15 protein-coding genes are annotated in these 16,011 nt (G+C 72.0%); 9 read left to right on the forward strand and 6 right to left on the reverse strand.

Annotation, left to right across the window (positions count from 1 at the left end):
- Nucleotides 1-28 precede the first annotated feature (28 nt).
- A complete protein-coding gene (locus tag IEX42_RS04115) occupies nucleotides 29-640 on the reverse strand; it encodes a TetR/AcrR family transcriptional regulator (RefSeq protein WP_229660579.1) in 612 nt (203 codons plus the stop codon).
- Between the two features lie 72 nt (nucleotides 641-712).
- Here IEX42_RS04115 and IEX42_RS04120 point away from each other — a divergent pair, with 72 nt between their 5' ends.
- The 5 genes from IEX42_RS04120 to IEX42_RS04140 all read left to right on the forward strand — a co-directional run bounded on the left by IEX42_RS04120 (nucleotide 713) and on the right by IEX42_RS04140 (nucleotide 5,505).
- Nucleotides 713-2,215 carry a flavin-containing monooxygenase gene (locus IEX42_RS04120; RefSeq protein ID WP_188778474.1) on the forward strand — a complete coding sequence of 501 codons (1,503 nt, stop codon included), beginning with the start codon at nucleotides 713-715 and terminating at the stop codon, nucleotides 2,213-2,215.
- Nucleotides 2,212-3,051: an SDR family NAD(P)-dependent oxidoreductase gene (locus IEX42_RS04125; RefSeq protein ID WP_188778476.1), complete on the forward strand. Its 840-nt coding sequence runs from the start codon at nucleotides 2,212-2,214 to the stop codon at nucleotides 3,049-3,051. The genes IEX42_RS04120 and IEX42_RS04125 overlap by 4 nt, the downstream gene beginning before the upstream one ends.
- Before the next feature lie 68 nt (nucleotides 3,052-3,119).
- A complete protein-coding gene (locus IEX42_RS04130) occupies nucleotides 3,120-3,389 on the forward strand; it encodes a hypothetical protein (RefSeq protein ID WP_188778478.1) in 270 nt (89 codons plus the stop codon).
- Nucleotides 3,386-4,951 carry a ribonuclease domain-containing protein gene (locus IEX42_RS04135; protein WP_188778480.1) on the forward strand — a complete coding sequence of 522 codons (1,566 nt, stop codon included), beginning with the start codon at nucleotides 3,386-3,388 and terminating at the stop codon, nucleotides 4,949-4,951. Before IEX42_RS04130 ends, IEX42_RS04135 begins: the two co-directional genes overlap by 4 nt.
- Entirely contained in the window at nucleotides 4,948-5,505 is a 558-nt protein-coding gene (locus tag IEX42_RS04140; protein ID WP_188778482.1) for a barstar family protein, read from the forward strand. The genes IEX42_RS04135 and IEX42_RS04140 overlap by 4 nt, the downstream gene beginning before the upstream one ends.
- Before the next feature lie 138 nt (nucleotides 5,506-5,643).
- Here IEX42_RS04140 and IEX42_RS04145 read toward each other — a convergent pair whose 3' ends face one another.
- The gene (locus tag IEX42_RS04145) at nucleotides 5,644-6,876 is read right to left on the reverse strand and encodes an acyl-CoA dehydrogenase family protein (protein ID WP_188778483.1); all 1,233 of its coding nucleotides are present in this window, start codon (nucleotides 6,874-6,876) and stop codon (nucleotides 5,644-5,646) included.
- 76 nt (nucleotides 6,877-6,952) lie between these two features.
- On the opposite strand from IEX42_RS04145, the gene IEX42_RS04150 reads away from it, so the two are divergent.
- Nucleotides 6,953-7,477: a DUF402 domain-containing protein gene (locus IEX42_RS04150; protein WP_188778485.1), complete on the forward strand. Its 525-nt coding sequence runs from the start codon at nucleotides 6,953-6,955 to the stop codon at nucleotides 7,475-7,477.
- 4 nt (nucleotides 7,478-7,481) lie between these two features.
- Here IEX42_RS04150 and IEX42_RS04155 read toward each other — a convergent pair whose 3' ends face one another.
- Nucleotides 7,482-8,420 (reverse strand): NAD-dependent epimerase/dehydratase family protein, encoded by a 939-nt coding sequence (locus tag IEX42_RS04155; protein ID WP_188778487.1) that lies wholly within the window; start codon nucleotides 8,418-8,420, stop codon nucleotides 7,482-7,484.
- A 74-nt stretch (nucleotides 8,421-8,494) separates the two neighbouring features.
- Between IEX42_RS04155 and IEX42_RS04160 the strand changes: the two genes are divergently transcribed.
- On the forward strand, nucleotides 8,495-9,847 hold the full coding sequence (locus tag IEX42_RS04160) for a cytochrome P450 (protein ID WP_188778489.1): 1,353 nt from the start codon (nucleotides 8,495-8,497) through the stop codon (nucleotides 9,845-9,847).
- Nucleotides 9,848-9,849: 2 nt separating this feature from the next.
- Here the strand turns inward: IEX42_RS04160 and IEX42_RS04165 are convergent, their stop codons facing one another.
- Both IEX42_RS04165 and hemW read right to left on the reverse strand, forming a co-directional pair.
- Nucleotides 9,850-10,959 (reverse strand): FUSC family protein, encoded by a 1,110-nt coding sequence (locus IEX42_RS04165; protein ID WP_229660580.1) that lies wholly within the window; start codon nucleotides 10,957-10,959, stop codon nucleotides 9,850-9,852.
- A gap of 173 nt (nucleotides 10,960-11,132) precedes the next feature.
- A complete protein-coding gene (gene hemW, locus IEX42_RS04170) occupies nucleotides 11,133-12,344 on the reverse strand; it encodes a radical SAM family heme chaperone HemW (protein WP_229660581.1) in 1,212 nt (403 codons plus the stop codon).
- A gap of 22 nt (nucleotides 12,345-12,366) precedes the next feature.
- Here hemW and IEX42_RS04175 point away from each other — a divergent pair, with 22 nt between their 5' ends.
- Nucleotides 12,367-13,365, forward strand: a complete 999-nt coding sequence (locus IEX42_RS04175; RefSeq protein WP_229660582.1) for a hypothetical protein — start codon at nucleotides 12,367-12,369, stop codon at nucleotides 13,363-13,365.
- A gap of 2 nt (nucleotides 13,366-13,367) precedes the next feature.
- Here the strand turns inward: IEX42_RS04175 and IEX42_RS04180 are convergent, their stop codons facing one another.
- The gene (locus tag IEX42_RS04180; protein ID WP_188778492.1) at nucleotides 13,368-15,212 is read right to left on the reverse strand and encodes an AMP-dependent synthetase/ligase; all 1,845 of its coding nucleotides are present in this window, start codon (nucleotides 15,210-15,212) and stop codon (nucleotides 13,368-13,370) included.
- Nucleotides 15,213-15,385: 173 nt separating this feature from the next.
- Between IEX42_RS04180 and IEX42_RS04185 the strand changes: the two genes are divergently transcribed.
- The gene (locus tag IEX42_RS04185; RefSeq protein ID WP_188778494.1) at nucleotides 15,386-15,796 is read left to right on the forward strand and encodes a VOC family protein; all 411 of its coding nucleotides are present in this window, start codon (nucleotides 15,386-15,388) and stop codon (nucleotides 15,794-15,796) included.
- Nucleotides 15,797-16,011 lie beyond the last annotated feature (215 nt).

The following is a 16,011-nucleotide window of genomic DNA, read 5'->3' on the forward strand; positions in this document are numbered from 1 at the left end:
GAAACCCGACCCGCCCGGGCGCGCGGGATCAGGTGGCGGCGTCGAGGGCGCCGAAGAGGGAGCCGGCGAGGCTGGCGAGCAGGTCGTCCTTGCTCATCGCCGTGGGGTCGTTCGCCCAGCCGAGGACGACCTCCTCGGCCAGCGAGGCCCAGCCGCGGACCATCAGTCGCGTGGCGGGGGTGTCGTCGTAGCCGAGTGAGCGGATGCCGGTCTCGCCGGCGCGCTCGAACATCCGGCCGGTGAGCGCGGAGCGCGCCTGCTCGTACAGCTCGCGCAGGTGCTCGTCGCCGCCGTGCGCCGTGCGGACCAGCGAGGCGTACCCGACGCGGTTGGCGACCACGTAGTCGACGTACGCCTCCAGCGACTCGGTGAGGATCTCGACCAGGTCCTCCCCCTCGCGCGGCGCGGTGACGGCGACCAGGTCGTCGACGGCGCGCGCGACGACGGCCCGGTGGAACTCCTGCTTGTTGCCGAAGTAGTGGTAGAGCAGCCCGCGCGAGATCCCCGCCTCCTCGGCGAGCGCCTCGATGGACAGCTCGTCCAGGCTCCGGGTCGAGAGCAGGCGCACGCCGTGGTCGAGCAGCTGCTCGCGGCGGCGCTCGGGGGTCATCCGTACCCGCGGGGTGTCGACCGTGCTCACGTGACGCAGCCTACTGAACTTTGTTCAACAACGCTATTGACGCTCGTTCAATACGGTCGCTAGGTTCGTCCCATGACTTCCGGAACATCTCTCCCCGAGCACGTGAAGGTCCTCGTCGTCGGCGCCGGCTTCGCCGGTCTCGGCATGGCGATCAAGCTGCAGGAGAGCGCCCAGACCGACTTCCTCGTGGTCGAGAAGGGCTCCGACGTCGGCGGCACCTGGCGCGACAACACGTACCCGGGCGCCGCCTGCGACGTGCCCAGCCAGCTGTACTCGTTCTCGTTCGCCCCCAACAAGGACTGGTCGCGCTCGTTCTCCCAGCAGCCGGAGATCCAGGCCTACATCCGCCGGACCGCGGAGCGGGCCGGGGTGCTCGACCGGTTCGTCTTCGACACCACCGTCGAGGACGCGGCGTACGACGAGGCCGACCAGCGGTGGAGCGTCACCACGTCGGCCGGGACCGTCACCGCCGACGTACTGGTCTCGGGCGCCGGCGGGCTGTCCTCCCCCAAGCTGCCCGACATCGAGGGCATCGAGGACTTCGCCGGCGAGACCTTCCACTCCGCGCGGTGGAACCACGACTACGACCTGACCGGCAAGCGGGTGGCGATCATCGGCACCGGAGCCTCCTCGATCCAGATCGTGCCCGAGATCGCGAAGACGGTCGGGCACCTCGACGTCTACCAGCGGACCGCGCCCTGGGTCATGCCGCGCCACGACCGGACGTACCCCGCCCTCGAGCGGGCCGCGCTGAAGTACGTCCCCGGCCTGCAGAAGCTCTACCGCACCGCGATCTACTGGGGCCGGGAGACGTACGTGCCCGCCTTCACGTGGAAGCCGGCGATCGCCCGCCCGGTGCAGGAGATCGCCAAGGCCAACATCGCCAAGGGCATCGCCGACCCGGAGCTGCGCGCCACGGTGACCCCCGACTTCAAGATCGGCTGCAAGCGGATCCTGATCTCGAACACGTACTACCCCGCGCTGGCGCAGTCGAACGTCGACGTCGTCACCGACCGGATCGAGCGGATCACGCCCACCGGCGTGGTCACCGCGGACGGCACCGAGCGCCCCGTCGACGTGCTCATCGTCGCCACCGGGTTCTCCATCACCGACCAGCCGATCGCCCACCACATCAAGGGCCGCGACGGTCGTACGCTCGCGGACGCCTGGGGCGAGGCGGGGATGCGGGCCTACAAGGGCACCACGGTCAGCGGCTTCCCGAACTTCTTCCAGATCGTCGGTCCCAACACCGGGTTGGGCCACACCTCGATGGTGTTCGTCATCGAGGCCCAGATCGCGTACGTCCTCGACGCCCTGCGCACCATCGACGCCCGGCGGCTCGGCGCCGTCGAGCCGCGCCCGGAGAAGGTCGCCGAGTGGAGCGCCGACATGCAGCGGCGGATGAAGCCGACGGTGTGGCACACCGGCGGCTGCGCCAGCTGGTACCTCGACGAGCACGGCAACAACACGACGCTGTGGCCGCGTGCCACGTTCACCTTCCGTCGGCTGCTGTCGAGCTTCGACGAGGACGCCTACGTCACCACCCCCCGGAACACCAAGGAGAACGCCGCATGAAGTCCTTCGACAACAAGGTCGTCGTCATCACCGGAGCCGGCTCCGGCATCGGACGGGCCCTCGCCCTCGACGTGACCCGGCGCGGTGCGCTGCTCGCGCTCAGCGACGTGAACGAGGAGGGTCTGGCCGAGACCGTCGACCTGGTCAAGGCCGCCGGTGCGCGCGAGGTCCGCTCGGACCGCCTCGACGTCGCCGACCGCGAGGCGTTCACGTCGTACGCCGCGGCGGTCAAGGAGCAGTTCGGCCGGGTCAACGTGATCGTCAACAACGCCGGCGTCTCCTACACCGGCCCGATCGACGAGATCGACTACGAGGGCTTCGAGTGGATCATGGGCATCAACTTCTGGGGTGTCGTCAACGGCACCAAGGAGTTCCTGCCGCACCTCATCGAGTCCGGCGACGGGCATCTGGTCAACATCTCCTCGCTGTTCGGCCTGCTCTCGATGCCGGGCCAGTCGACGTACAACGCCGCGAAGTACGCCGTCCGCGGCTTCACCGAGTCGGTCCGCGAGGACATGCTCCTGGCCAAGCACCCGGTCGGCGTGACCTGCGTGCACCCCGGCGGCATCAAGACCGGCATCGCGCGCAACGGCCGGGCGACCTCCGGCGAGAGCATGAGCAACATCGCGAGCACCTTCGACGAGAAGCTCGCCAAGACGACGCCCGAGAAGGCCGCAGAGATCATCGTGAAGGCGGTGCTGGCCGACAAGCCCCGCATCCTCGTCGGGGCGGACGCGCACGCGCTGCACACGTTCGCCAAGGTCGTCGGTGCGCGCTACCAGGACATCGTGGTGAAGGTCGCCGGGCGCTCCGGGCTGCTGCCGAAGCGGCCGTAGCGAGCGGTTGTCCACAGATCGCCGCCGCCCGGTTCCGCCGGGCGCCCGTCCCGACGAGGATCGTCGGCATGGGACTGGTCGGTGGCGAGACCGCAGGACTGGCACGGGAAGGGCACACGCTCGTGGCCGTGTCGAGCGCCACGACCGCGGCCGGGAGGTCGCTCGACGCCTGCGCTCGCGCCTGCGCGAGCGCCCTCGAGGGTGACCTCGCCCAGGAGCTGATCCGCTTCGCCACGGCGACGTCGCTGTTCTCCGACGCGCTCGCCACCCACGTGCGCGCCACCGGGTGGCTGGCCGAGCACATCGGCGACGACCTGGACCGGGCGGACGGGCGGTGACCGGCGCCCTCGCGCCGCTGCCCGGCGACCCCGCCGCACTGGCCGGGGCGGCCGAGCGGCTCGGCTCGGTCGCGGCCGCCGCACGCGCGGAGGCGACCCGGTTCCACGAGGGATCCCGGCTGGCGATCACGGCACTGTGGCGCTCGAGCTCGGCCCTGCGCAGCACCGCACTCACCGACGGTCTGCGCGGGGTCGAGGCGGAGTACGCCCGCCTCGAGTCCTCCGGCACCCGCGCCGCCGGTGTCCTCGCCGAGCACGCCCGTGCGTGGGGGCGGGTCGAGGACGAGCTGGACGACCTGCGCGCGCAGGTACGGCGCTCGGCCGCCGCGGCCGAGTCCGCGGCCGCCGAGGTGGCGGCCTCCCCCGACGCCGGCGCTGCCGCCGCGCTCCACGCGGAACGTGCACGTCGTACCCGCGAGGACGCCGAGGCGCGCGGCAGCGAGCTCAAACGCGCGCTCCTCGAGCAGCGTGCCGCACTGGTCGGCGAGATCCGCAGCCTGATCACCGGCTACGACCCCGCGTGGTCCGAGGTCCCGGCCGCCGCGCTCGCGTCGGCCGCCCTGGGCTCCCCCCTCCGTGCCCTCGGCAGTCGCTTCTCGGACGGCACGGCGACGACCGACGACGCCTGGGCCGCGATGCGCGACGCGTACGGCGAGGTCGGTGACGACGACTACCGCGAGTGGCACGCAAGCACGACGTACCAGGTCCTCGGCGGCCTCGACGAGTTCACCACCCTGCTCACCGGCAGCATCACCGGCACCGGCGAGGTGCTGCGGCACCCGATCGACACCCTCGAGGGCGTCGCGCGCCTGGGCTGGACGTACCTGCGCGACCCGGTCGGCACCGACACCCTGCTCCTCGACTCCTTCCTCGACCCGTTCCGCGAGGACTGGGCCCGCGGCGAGTACGGCCGTGCCGTCGGCCGGGGCACCGAGAGCGCGTTCGAGGTGTTCCTCGGCGGCCAGGGCCTCACCAAGGGCGCCGGGGCCGCGCGCGAGGGCGCCGGGATCGAGCGGCTGGTTGCCGGTGTCGCGGCGACTCGCAGACTTCGCGAGGCGCGTGAGCTCCGTGCACTCGGCACGCGTGTCGGCGACTCCTCGACGTACGTCTTCGCCTCCGAGGAGGTCGCTGCCCGGGCGTTGGCGAACCCGGTGGCGCAATCGACGTACCGGGTGCGCTTTGGGGACCGGCCCACGGACTACGTCTTCGGGCCTGAGCGTGAGCTCGTCGTCGTCCGTGGATCGGGCGCCATGCTGCGTAGCGATGCCCCCGTCCCTCCCCCGGCTGCGTTCGAGGCGTGGCACCACATCAGCCGCCACGGTGGTGCGACACCGCTGAGGTTCAGAGGGAACAAGGTCTACGCCAATCAGCCCACCAAGAAGGGCGGCGAGGCTCGGTTCCCTGCGTTCGAGCCAGACGGGCAGTCGATCAGCTACAAGGAGTACGACATTCAAGCGAAGAGGCGCGGGGACCCCCGCCCTGGGGACCGGTTGCTGACGGGGTCAGACGGCTCACTGTGGTACACCGACGACCACTACAGGACGGGAGTGAGAATCCGATGACGGAGAGCATCGAGGAGATCGACGCTCGTGTCGCCGCCGGGACGAGGCAGCTGCTGTCGAAACTCGAGCGCGACGAGTGGTGCACCGTGGCAGTTCTGACCAAAGAGCTGGACTGGAACTACGTGCTGCGGAGCACAGGACGCGTCGTCCGGAAGCTGCGTGGACGCAAGATGCGGGCCTGGCCGGCACTCATGGACGAGTTCGGGGCCGCGCTCCAGTTCGGCGACTACTTCGGTGAGAACTACCCCGCGCTGGACGAGTGCCTGTGCGACCTTGACTGGCTCCCGACCGACAAGGGATACGTCTTGATCATTGTGAACCCTGAGCAGGTTCTCACCGACGATGAAGACAACCACGAATCGCCAGACGCCGAGCGGTCGGCCCTAGTGCAACTGCTGCAGACCGCCGTCGACACCTATGCCGAGCCGATCGAGCTCGGCGAGTACTGGGATCGCCCGGCTGTTCCCTTCGACGTCATCCTCGTCACCGACGCCGAGCACCGCGACGAGGTCGTACGCCGCTGGAAGGCGGCCGGCGCGCCGCTCGAGGACTGAGCACCGTCCTCTCCACGACGAAGTCGCACTTCCCACGGTGGGTACGCCGTGGGAAGTGCGACTTCGTCGTGGGAAGCGTCTCGGCGTGTCCGTTTCACCCGAAACGACCCTGCATACCGTGGGGAACCTGCAGCGGCGTCAGCGGATGGGAGCCCCGGAGATCGTGCGGGCGATGACGAGGCGCTGGATCTCCGAGGTGCCCTCGAAGATCGTGTAGATCCGGGCGTCGCGGGCCATCCGCTCGACGGGGTACTCGCGCGTGAAGCCGTTGCCGCCGAGGATCTGCATCGCCTGGTCGGTGACCTTGCGGGCGGTCTCGCCGGCGAAGAGCTTGGACATCGAGCCCTCGGCGGACTCGAACTGCTTGCCGGCCGACGCCATCCACGCGGCGCGCCACACGAGGAGGCGGGAGGCCTCGACGGCGGTGGCCATGTCGGCGAGCTGGAAGGCGATGCCCTGGTTCTCGATGATCGGCTTGCCGAACTGCTCGCGGGTCCGGGCGTAGTCGAGGGCGTACTCGTACGCCGCCCGCGCGATGCCGACCGCCTGGGCGCCGACGGCCGGGCGGGTCCGCTCGAAGGTCGCCATCGAGGCGTTGCCACGGCTGCTCGCGCCCTCGCGGGCCTTCGCCAGGCGGGCGTCGAGCTTGTCCTTGCCGCCGAGCAGGCAGCGACCGGGGACGCGGACGCCGTCCAGCACCACCTCGGCGGTGTGCGAGGCACGGATGCCGTGCTTGGCGAACTTCTGCCCCTGCGAGAGTCCCGCGGTGCCGGACGGGACGACGAAGCTGGCCTGACCCTTGGTCCGCAGCTCGGGGTCGACGACCGCGGTGACCACGTGCACGTCGGCCATCCCGCCGTTGGTCGCCCAGGTCTTGGTGCCGTTGAGCACCCACTCGTCGCTCGCCTCGTCGTACGTCGCCCGGGTACGCATCGCGCCGACGTCGCTGCCCGCGTCCGGCTCGGAGGAGCAGAACGCGGCCGTACGCAGGTCGCCCGGGGTGCCGAACATCTCCGGGACCCACTCCCCCACCTGCTCGGGGGTGCCGTTGGCCGCGACACCGGCGGCGGCCAGGGTCGAGCCGACGACCGCCAGCCCGATGCCGGCATCGCCCCAGAAGAGCTCCTCCATCGTGATCGGCATGCCGAGCCCGGTGGGGTCGAAGCTCTGCGCCGCGAAGAAGTCCATCGAGTAGATCCCCACCTTGGCGGCCTCCTCGAGGACCGGCCAGGGGAACTCCTCCTTCTCGTCCCACTCCGCGGCCGCGGGACGGATCACGTCGGCGGCGAAGGTGTGCAGCCAGCCGCGCAGCTCCTGCTGGTCCTCGGTCAGGTCGAAGCTCGGGGCGGGTCCGTTCTCGGCATCGCTCATGCGCCGGATATTACCGACCGGTAGCCCGACCGGGCACCCGCCCGCCGGGTACTCCTCCGTCGTAGCGTGGCGCCTCGTGACCCCCGTGCGCATCGAGTGCCGCAAGTGGCCCGACTCACCGCACTGGGAGATGGACGCCCACCGGCTCGGGATGGACGAGCACGGCGTGTGGTGCGGGATCCGCAAGGGCACGGTCATGACCCGCCCCGGCGCCGCGATCACCGCGGTGGCCGACCACGTCACGCTGGCGCCGTACGACGACTGGTGGCTGGCGACGTTCTACGGCGCGGACCCGGTGGCCGACGCCGGGCGCCCGTTCGCGACGTACGTCGACATCACCACGCCGTCGTACTGGCTCACCGACACCGTGCTGCGCGCCGTCGACCTGGACCTCGATGTCATCCGCGGGACCACGGGCCGGATCTGGGTCGACGACGAGGACGAGTTCGCCGAGCACCGGCGGACGCTGGGCTACCCGATCGACGTGGTCGAGCACGCCCGCGAGTCGTGCACCAGCATCGAGGCGGCGATGCGCGCCGGCGAGCCGCCGTTCGACTCGGCCACGGCGCACGGGTGGCTGGCACGCTTCCGCCGGAGCTGAGGTGTCAGCCCTCGCGGTCCTCGGGGCCGCCCCGCACGCCTGACGCCAGCTCGGCCATCGCCGAGTCGAGGGTGACGCGCGGCGTCCAGCCCCACCCGCGCGCACGACCGGTCAGCAGCTGGCCGGTCCAGGCGGGCTCGTCGTCCCAGGTGATCTCGACGCCGAGGGCGTCGGCGACGGTACGGAGGTAGCGCTCCTCGGTGGCCGGCTCCCCCGCCAGGTTGACCGGCGTGCACCCACCGGGGACCGGACCGCGGGACGGGTCCTCGGAGTCGGCGATCGCACCGCCGGCGACGAGTGCGACGAGGTCGGCGAGGTCATCGACGTGGACCCAGGCGAAGGTCTTGTCCGCGATGCCGTGGCGCTGCTCGGGGTCGTCGCGCAGTGCGGCGGGCCGCAGCGTGTTCCACACCGACGACTCCGCCGCGCCCAGGATCGCGGGCGGACGGACCAGCACCCGGGTGATCCCGCCGATCTCGGCGATCGCGGCGTCGACGTCCCGCTTGACCTCGGGGTACGTCCCGGCGCCGTCCCCCACGAGCGCGCCCGCCTCGTCGACGTCGCCCGTCCCGGGATCGCGGACGTAGACCCCCGCCGTGGAGACGTGCACGTGCCGTCCGACGCCGGCCTCGACCGCGGCACGCAGGAAGGTCGTCGTGCCCGTGAGGCCCACCTCCTCCTGCGCGGACCGGTCCGAACCCATCGGGTGCACCGTGGTGACCACGGTGTCCGCGCCGCGGACCACCTGCGCCGCGAACGACGAGTCGGCGAAGTCGCCGACGACCTCCTCGATCCCCTTCACGTCCTGCGGGGCCGCGCCCTCCCGGCGGACCACCGCCCGCACCCGGGCTCCGTGCGCCAGCAGCGCGGCACAGGTCCGCGCGCCCACCAGCCCGTTCGCTCCGGTCACGACCACGACAGGGGCGGCGCTCTGCTCACTCATGAGGCCAGCCTGCCACCCGGACCCGACTGGTACGGTTGCGTACCACGTACGTCTCGCACTTCGGAGGCACCCCGATGGCACTGCTCACCCGTCCGACCGGCGGTCCGGTCTCCTCACTCGCGGCGCCACTGCGCCAGCCGACCCGGTGGGTGCTCAACCACGCGCTGCCGAACCTGATGGCCACCCGTGCGGCCAGGCGCGGGGACCTGCAGGGGCGGCTGATGGTCGGGTCCGTGGGCATGACCCCCGACGAGGTCGGGCACGTGGCCGACGAGGTACGGGCCTCCGGCGCGGTGCACAAGGGGTTCTTCTCCTACATGACCGCCTCGCTGCCGGTGGTCAAGGAGGTCCTGAGCAGCAACGACTTCCGCACCGGCATCTTCGACCCCGGCGAGGGCCGGATCGCCGACCTGAGCCGCTGGGCGCAGGACCCCGAGCACCGCTTCGGGCCGCTCGAGCCGCCGTCGCTGCTGGCCACCGAGCCGCCGGACCACACGCGCTACCGCAAGCTGGTCACCCGGGTCTTCACCGCCCGCGCGGTCGAGGCGCTGCGCGAGCGCACCCAGGCGATCGCCGACGAGCTGGTGGACTCGCTCGACACCACCGGGCCGGTGGACCTCGTCGACGCGTACTGCTCGCAGCTGCCGGTGACGGTGATCGCCGAGATCCTCGGCGTCCCGGCCGGGGACCGCGACCGCGTGCTCGGCTTCGGTGCCGCGGCGGCCCCGAGCCTCGACACCGGCCTGGGCTGGTCGAGCTTCCGGCGGGTCGAGGCGGGCCTGCACGACTTCGACCACTACCTCGAGGACCACCTCGAGCAGCTGCGCCGCGACCCCGGTGACGACCTGATGAGCCGGCTGGTGGCCGCCGAGGACGACGGGGTCGGCCTCGACATGCGCGAGCTCAAGGCCACCGCGGGCCTGGTCCTGGCCGCCGGGTTCGAGACCACCGTCAACCTGCTCGGGAACGCGATCGCGCTGCTGCGCGCCCACCCCGACCAGCTGACGGTCCTGCGCGAGCGCCCCGACCTGTGGGCCAACGCGACCGACGAGGCGCTGCGCGTGGACCCGCCGGTGCTCCTCACCGGACGGCTCGCCGCCCGTGACACCGAGGTCGCCGGCGTCCCCGTACGTCAGGGCACGCTGGTGACGACGATGCTCGCGGGGGCCAACCGCGACCCCGACGTGTTCGAGGACGCGGACCGGTTCGACGTCACCCGCGAGAACGCCCGCGACCACGTGTCGTTCTCCTCGGGCCGCCACTACTGCCTCGGTGCGGCGCTCGCCCGGATGGAGGGCGAGGTCGGGCTGCGGACGCTTTTCGACCGCTACCCCGACCTCGAGCTGCAGCCGGGCGCGCGGCGTCGTACGACCCGGATCCTGCGTGGCTACGACCGGTTGCCCGCGCGCCTCGGCGCTCCCGCCTGACCTCAGGTCTCGGCCAGCGGCGGGATCGCGTCGGTCGCCTCCATCGGATCCATCCCGCTGACCGCGAGCAGGTCCGCGATCACCGAGCGGACCTGGGCCAGCACCACCTCGCCGGACAGCCCGTGCGCCCGGGCGACCGCCGAGCTCGCGTGGCCCAGCGCCACCAGACCCGGTCGCGCCGCCTCGGCCAGCCGACCCGCGCGCAGCTCGTCGGCCACCGCGTCGGCGCAGGCGGCGAGGTCGCGGACGAGCTGGGGGTAGCCCTCCGGCAGCGGCTCGCGCCGGTACGCCGCGATCGCCACCCGCCGGGCCAGCACCCGGGTGTTGCGCAGGGCGTTGTCCAGCGGACCCACCAGGTCCGCCATCCGGCGTACGCCGGCCGCGTGCCGACGACGGAAGGGCGAGGACGCCACCACCGACAGCCCCTCGTCCGCCGCGGACTGCAGCTCGCGCACGAACCGGTCCGTCGACCGCGCGTCGGCGAGCACGTCCATCGCGTGCTCGACGTCGCCGTCGTCCATGCAGTCCCCCGTGGCACGGAGCAGGTCGGCCACCTTGTCCACCACGAGAGCCGCCTGCTCGCGGGGACGGCGCAGCGGCGCCCGCGGCACCAGGCTCGCCGCGACCAGGGCGACGACCCCGCCCACCACCGCGTCGAGCCACCGGGTGAAGGCGTACTGCGAGTTCGCCGACAGCACGCTGACCACCACGGACTGGACGGCGGCCTGGGTGACCAGCAGGTTGCCGGCGTCGAGCAGCAGCGCCGTGGTCATCGACAGCGCGACGATCAGCGCGATCTGCCAGTAGCCGGTGCCGATCGCGTGCGAGAGCAGGTCGCCGAGGAACACCCCCACAGCGACGCCGACGGTCACCTCGCCGACCCGGCGCAGTCGTTGGCCGTACGAGGTGCCGAGCCCGACCACCGCCGCGATCGGCGCGAAGAACGGCATCGGGTGGCCGATCAGGTCGTGGGCGACGAACCACGCCACGCCGGCCGCGACCGCGCACTGCCCGATCTGCCAGGACCGCAGCCGCAGCCGCAGCAGCCGGGTGCCCATCGACGTACGACCGCGGGCCACGACCAGGTCGAGGGTCTCGCCGGGTCGCTGCACGAGGGGCAGCCTAGGGCGACGGCCGTGGTCGCGGTGGGTGCGCACCCCACCGGGCCTCGACGCGCTCGCTGCTCGACCACCCACGGGTGGTCGAGCCCGAACCGAGCGAAGCGAGGGGGGACGTCGAGACCACCGCCACCCGCGCGGCACCGCGACCACGGGGCCGCGGCAGGTCAGCCGAGGATCCGGCGGACCACGCCGTCCGCCAGCAGCCGGCCGCGGCGGGTCAGGACGACCGCGTCCTCCCGCGGCTCGGCCAGGCCGTCGGCGACGAGTCCGGGAACGCGTCCACGCTCCGCGTCGTCGAGGGCGTCGAGCGGCAGCCCATCGGCCAGGCGCACCTCCAGCAGGACGCGCTCGACGTGGCGGTCCTCGGCCGAGAGCACCTCACGTCCCTGCCCCGGGGAGAGCCCGGCGGTGAGGCGGGAGGCGTACGCCGCAGGGTGCTTGCGGTTCCACCAGCGGGTGCCGGCGACGTGCGAGTGGGCGCCCGGCCCGATGCCCCACCAGTCGCCGCCGGTCCAGTACAGCCGGTTGTGCTCGCAGCGCGTACCCGGCCCGGTCGACCAGTTCGAGACCTCGTACCAGCCCAGTCCTGCGGCGGCGAGTGCGTCGTCGGCGACGAGGTACTTGTCGGCGAGGTCGTCCTCGTCGGGCGCCGGCAGCTCCCCACGACGTACCTGGCGGCCCATCGCGGTGCCGTCCTCCACGATCAGCGAGTACGCCGAGACGTGGTCGGGACGTGAGGCCAGCGCGACCTCCAACGAGCGCGACCAATCCTCGGCCGACTCCCCCGGCGTGCCCCAGATGAGGTCCAGGCTGACCTGCCCGATCCCGGCCTCTCGCGCCCACTGCACCGCACGCGGCACCCGCTCCGGGTCGTGCGTGCGGTCCAGCACGGACAGCACGTGCGGCACCGCGGACTGCATGCCCAGCGAGACCCGCCCGAACCCGCCCGCGGCCAGCTCGGCCAGCGACTCCGGCGTCACGCTGTCCGGGTTCGCCTCCGTGGTGACCTCAGCGTCGGGTGCGAGCCCGAGCTCGTCGTCGATCGCGCGGAGCACGCGCACGAGGTCGCCCGGCGGCAGCAGCGTGGGGGTGCCCCCGCCGACGAAGACCGTCGACACCGGCGGCGCCGCGTCGCCCAGCACCCGCGCGGCCATCCGTACCTCGGCGATCGCCTGGTCGACGTACGTCGTCCGCGAGACCCCGTTGCCGAGCTCCTCGGCGGTGTAGGTGTTGAAGTCGCAGTAGCCGCAGCGCACCGAGCAGAACGGCACGTGGACGTAGATCCCCAGCGGCGCCCGTCCGACCTCGGCGGCGGAGGTTGCGGGCAGCGCGCCGTCGTCCGGGACGGGCTCGCCGTCGAGGGGTACGCCGGGCACAGGCCCAGCGTAGGTTGCCCAGGTGCAGCCCCGACGCGCCGCGGTCGCCGCCCTGACCGCCCTGACCGCCCTGACCGCCACAGCCCTGTGCGCGAGTGCGTGCGGCGGTCCCTCGGCGCCCTCCTCGGCGCCGGCGCCGATCGAGCGCCCGTACGTCCTGCCGACCAGCGACGCGCGCGTGCCGCTCGACGGCATCAGCTGGATGCAGGGCACGACGCTGCACGTCGACGGACGCAGCGTGGACGTCGGTGTGCACGCCGAGAGCTACGCGCTGGTCCCCGACGGCGTGCTCCTGGTCGCGCGGCGCCGGCTGTGGTTCTCCGACTCGCGCTCTGCGGCGAGGCCGGTCGGCGACGGAGTCGTGGCGCCCGACGGACCGTTGGTCTCCCCCGACGGGCACCACGTCGCCTTCCTCGACGACGCCCGGGGCCCGGTCGACCGCACCGGCGAGCGGTTCTACCGCCTGGACGTGCTCGACACCCGGACCGGACGCCAGACGGTCGCCAGCACCGAGGGGATGGGCGACCTCGACGAGTACCGGGCCGAGCAGTACGAGGACGCGGACCCCGCCGTGCGCTACCTCGACGACCGGGCGGCGTACGTCGACGGCATCGGCGGGAGCTGGGCGTACCCGCTGGACGGCTCGCGGCCGCGCCGCGTGAGCGAGATCCCGCCCCTGCCCACGCAGCCGCCCGTGGCCGTACCCGGCGAGACGCTGGTCCTCGGGGGCGCGAACTACCTGTTCTCCCTGCGCGAGACGAGCACGGGGAGGCGGGAGCGCTTCACAGTGCCGGGCGTCGCCACCGCGAACAAGTTCGCCCTCGGCGGGTGGCTCGGGCCTCGACGCTTCTGGGGCTTCGCCTTCCACGGCCGCTACGCCGCGGTGCTCGGTCGCGGACGCATGGTCAGCTGCTCGGTCGCGAGCCGGTCCTGCCGGGCGGAGTCGGGGCTGCTGGACTCCACCGGGTCCGCGCCGGTGCTCGTCGGAGGGGCGCCCCCGACCGGAGGGGGCGTCCCCTAGCGTCAGGAGTAGAGAGCGTCCAGCTCGGCCTGGTTGTTCGACTCGACGACCTTGCGCTTCACCTTCATCGACGGGGTCAGCTCGCCGGTCTCCACCGACGGCTCGTGGTCGAGGACGATGAACTTCTTGACCGTCTCCCAGCGGTTCAGCCGGGCGTTGGTCTGGTCGACGTACCCCTGCACCATCGCGCGGCAGGCGTCCGAGCCGACGATCTCGGCGTAGCTCTTGCCGCCCAGCCCGTTGCTCTGCGCCCACTCGGTGATCGCGTCGGTGTCCAGCGCGACGATCGCGGAGACGAAGTTGCGCTCGTTGCCGTGGACGACGAACTGGGAGACGTACGGGCAGATCGCCTTGAACTGCGCCTCGATGGCCGACGGGGCGACGTACTTGCCGCCGGAGGTCTTGAACAGGTCCTTCTTGCGGTCGGTGATGCGCAGGAAGCCGTCCTCGTCGAGCTCACCGATGTCGCCGGTGTGCATCCAGCCGTCCTCGAGCGCCTCGCCCGTGGCCTCGACGTTGTTGTGGTAGCCCTGCATCACGTGCGGGCCCTTGATGAGGACCTCGCCGTCGGAGGCGATCTGCACCTCGCTGCCCGGCATCGCCGGCCCGACGGTGCCGATCTTGTAGTCGTCGGGGTGGTTCACGAAGGCGCCCGCGGAGGTCTCGGTGAGCCCGTACCCCTCGAGGATGAGGATGCCGGCGGCGTGGAACCACTCGGCGATCTCGCGGTTGAGCGCGGCCGAGCCGGAGATGAAGAAGCGCACCCGGCCACCGAACCGCTCGCGGACCTTAGCGAAGACCAGCTTGTCGAGGACGGCGTGCTCGCGCTCCAGCACGAAGCCGGGCTTCTTGCCCTCCCGCTTGAGGCCGTCGTACTTCAGACCGGTGGCGAAGGCGCGGTCGAAGATCTTCTTCTTCGCGCCGCCCTCGGCCTCCTGCATGGTCTGGATACGGCCGTAGGCCTTCTCGAAGATCCGCGGCGCCGCCCCCATGAAGGTCGGCTTCACGATGGCCAGGTTGTCGATGATCTTGTCCACGCGGCCGTCGACCGCGGTCGGGAAGCCGCACGCCAGCTGGGCGCTGAGCAGCACCTTGCCGAACGAGTGCGCCATCGGCAGCCACAGGAACTGCAGGTCGGACTCGTCGAGGATCCCCTGCCCCTGGATGACGGCGCCCTCGTAGGTCCACGACCCCTGCAGGAGACGGACGCCCTTCGGCTTCCCCGTCGTGCCGGAGGTGTAGATCAGCGTCGCCAGGTCGTCGGGACCGATCGCCTCGACGATGTCGTAGATCTCCTCGGGCTTGGCCGCGATCCGCTCGGCGCCGAGGCTGGCCAGGTCGTCCAGCCCGATCACCCAGTCGCCGTCTGCGGTGCCGTCGAAGGTGATCACCTTCGAGACCTCGCTGAGCTGCGCGCGGTTCTCGCGCAGCTTGGCGATCTGGTCGTCGTCCTCGGCGAAGACGACCTGCGAGCCGGAGTCGGTGAGGATGTACGTCGTGTCCTCGGCGTTCGTCGAGGGGTAGACCGTCGTCGTCGCCGCTCCGGAGCACATGATCGCCAGGTCGGCCAGGATCCACTCGTAGCGCGTGGCGGCCGCGATCGCGACGCGCTGCTCCGGCTCGACGCCGAGCGCGACGAGCCCCGCGGCGTACTGCAGGACCCGCTCGCCCGCCTGCTTCCAGGTCAGCGAGGACCACACCTCCTCCCCGCCCATGGAGACGGGGAACCGGTAGGCCTCGTTCGACGGCGTACGGCGTACCCGGTCGAGGAACTGCGCAGCGATGCTCGGCAGCCGGTCCGTGACCGCGCTCATGTCGAAGTCGTCTCTCACGGGGGCTGCGGGCATCCGGGACTCCTGGGGTCTGGCGCACGGATCGGCGCGGTACGGCGGTGCGTGACGGGGGTTACCGTACGCAACGTCGGACGGCCGCGGAGCGTCCCCCGGCGGATCGATGAGTTCCGCTGCGGCGCCGGGTCGGTGTGGGCGAGGCTCACCCCACTCACGACCCGGAGGCCACCATGACCGCGATCCTCACGCCGTACCTCAACTTCGCCGGCAACGCCCGCGAGGCGATGGAGTTCTACCAGTCGGTGATCGGGGGTGATCTCCAGGTCATGACCTTCGCCGACATGGGCGGCATGGGCCTGCCCGAGGACGAGCAGGCCCAGGTCATGCACGCCGCGCTCACGGCCGGCGACGGGCTGGTGGTCTTCGCCTCCGACGTCCCGCACGGGATGTACGAGACGCCGCAGGGCTTCGGCGTCGCGCTCTCCGGCACCGACCTCGAGCGCCTGCGCGGCTGGTGGGACGGGCTGTCGGCCGGCGCGACGATCCAGATGCCGTTGGAGAAGGCCCCCTGGGGCGACTGGTTCGGCTCGCTCGACGACCGGTTCGGGATCAACTGGCTGGTCAACATCACCGGGTCGTAGGCGAGACGCACTCGGTGGTCCGGCGGGGTGCGTCCCTCGCTGGGTCTCGACGTCCTCCCTCGCTGGCGCTCGGTCGGGCTCGACCACCGGTGGTTGAGCAGCGAGCACCAGCGAGCGCGTCGAAACCACCAGCTCCTCCCGATCAGCAGCGAGCGCCAGCGAGCCCACCGGTGGTAGAGCAGCGAGCGCCAGCGAGCGCGTCGAAACCACCAGCT

This window comes from Marmoricola endophyticus, from assembly GCF_014644415.1.
GTDB lineage: Bacteria > Actinomycetota > Actinomycetes > Propionibacteriales > Nocardioidaceae > Marmoricola > Marmoricola endophyticus.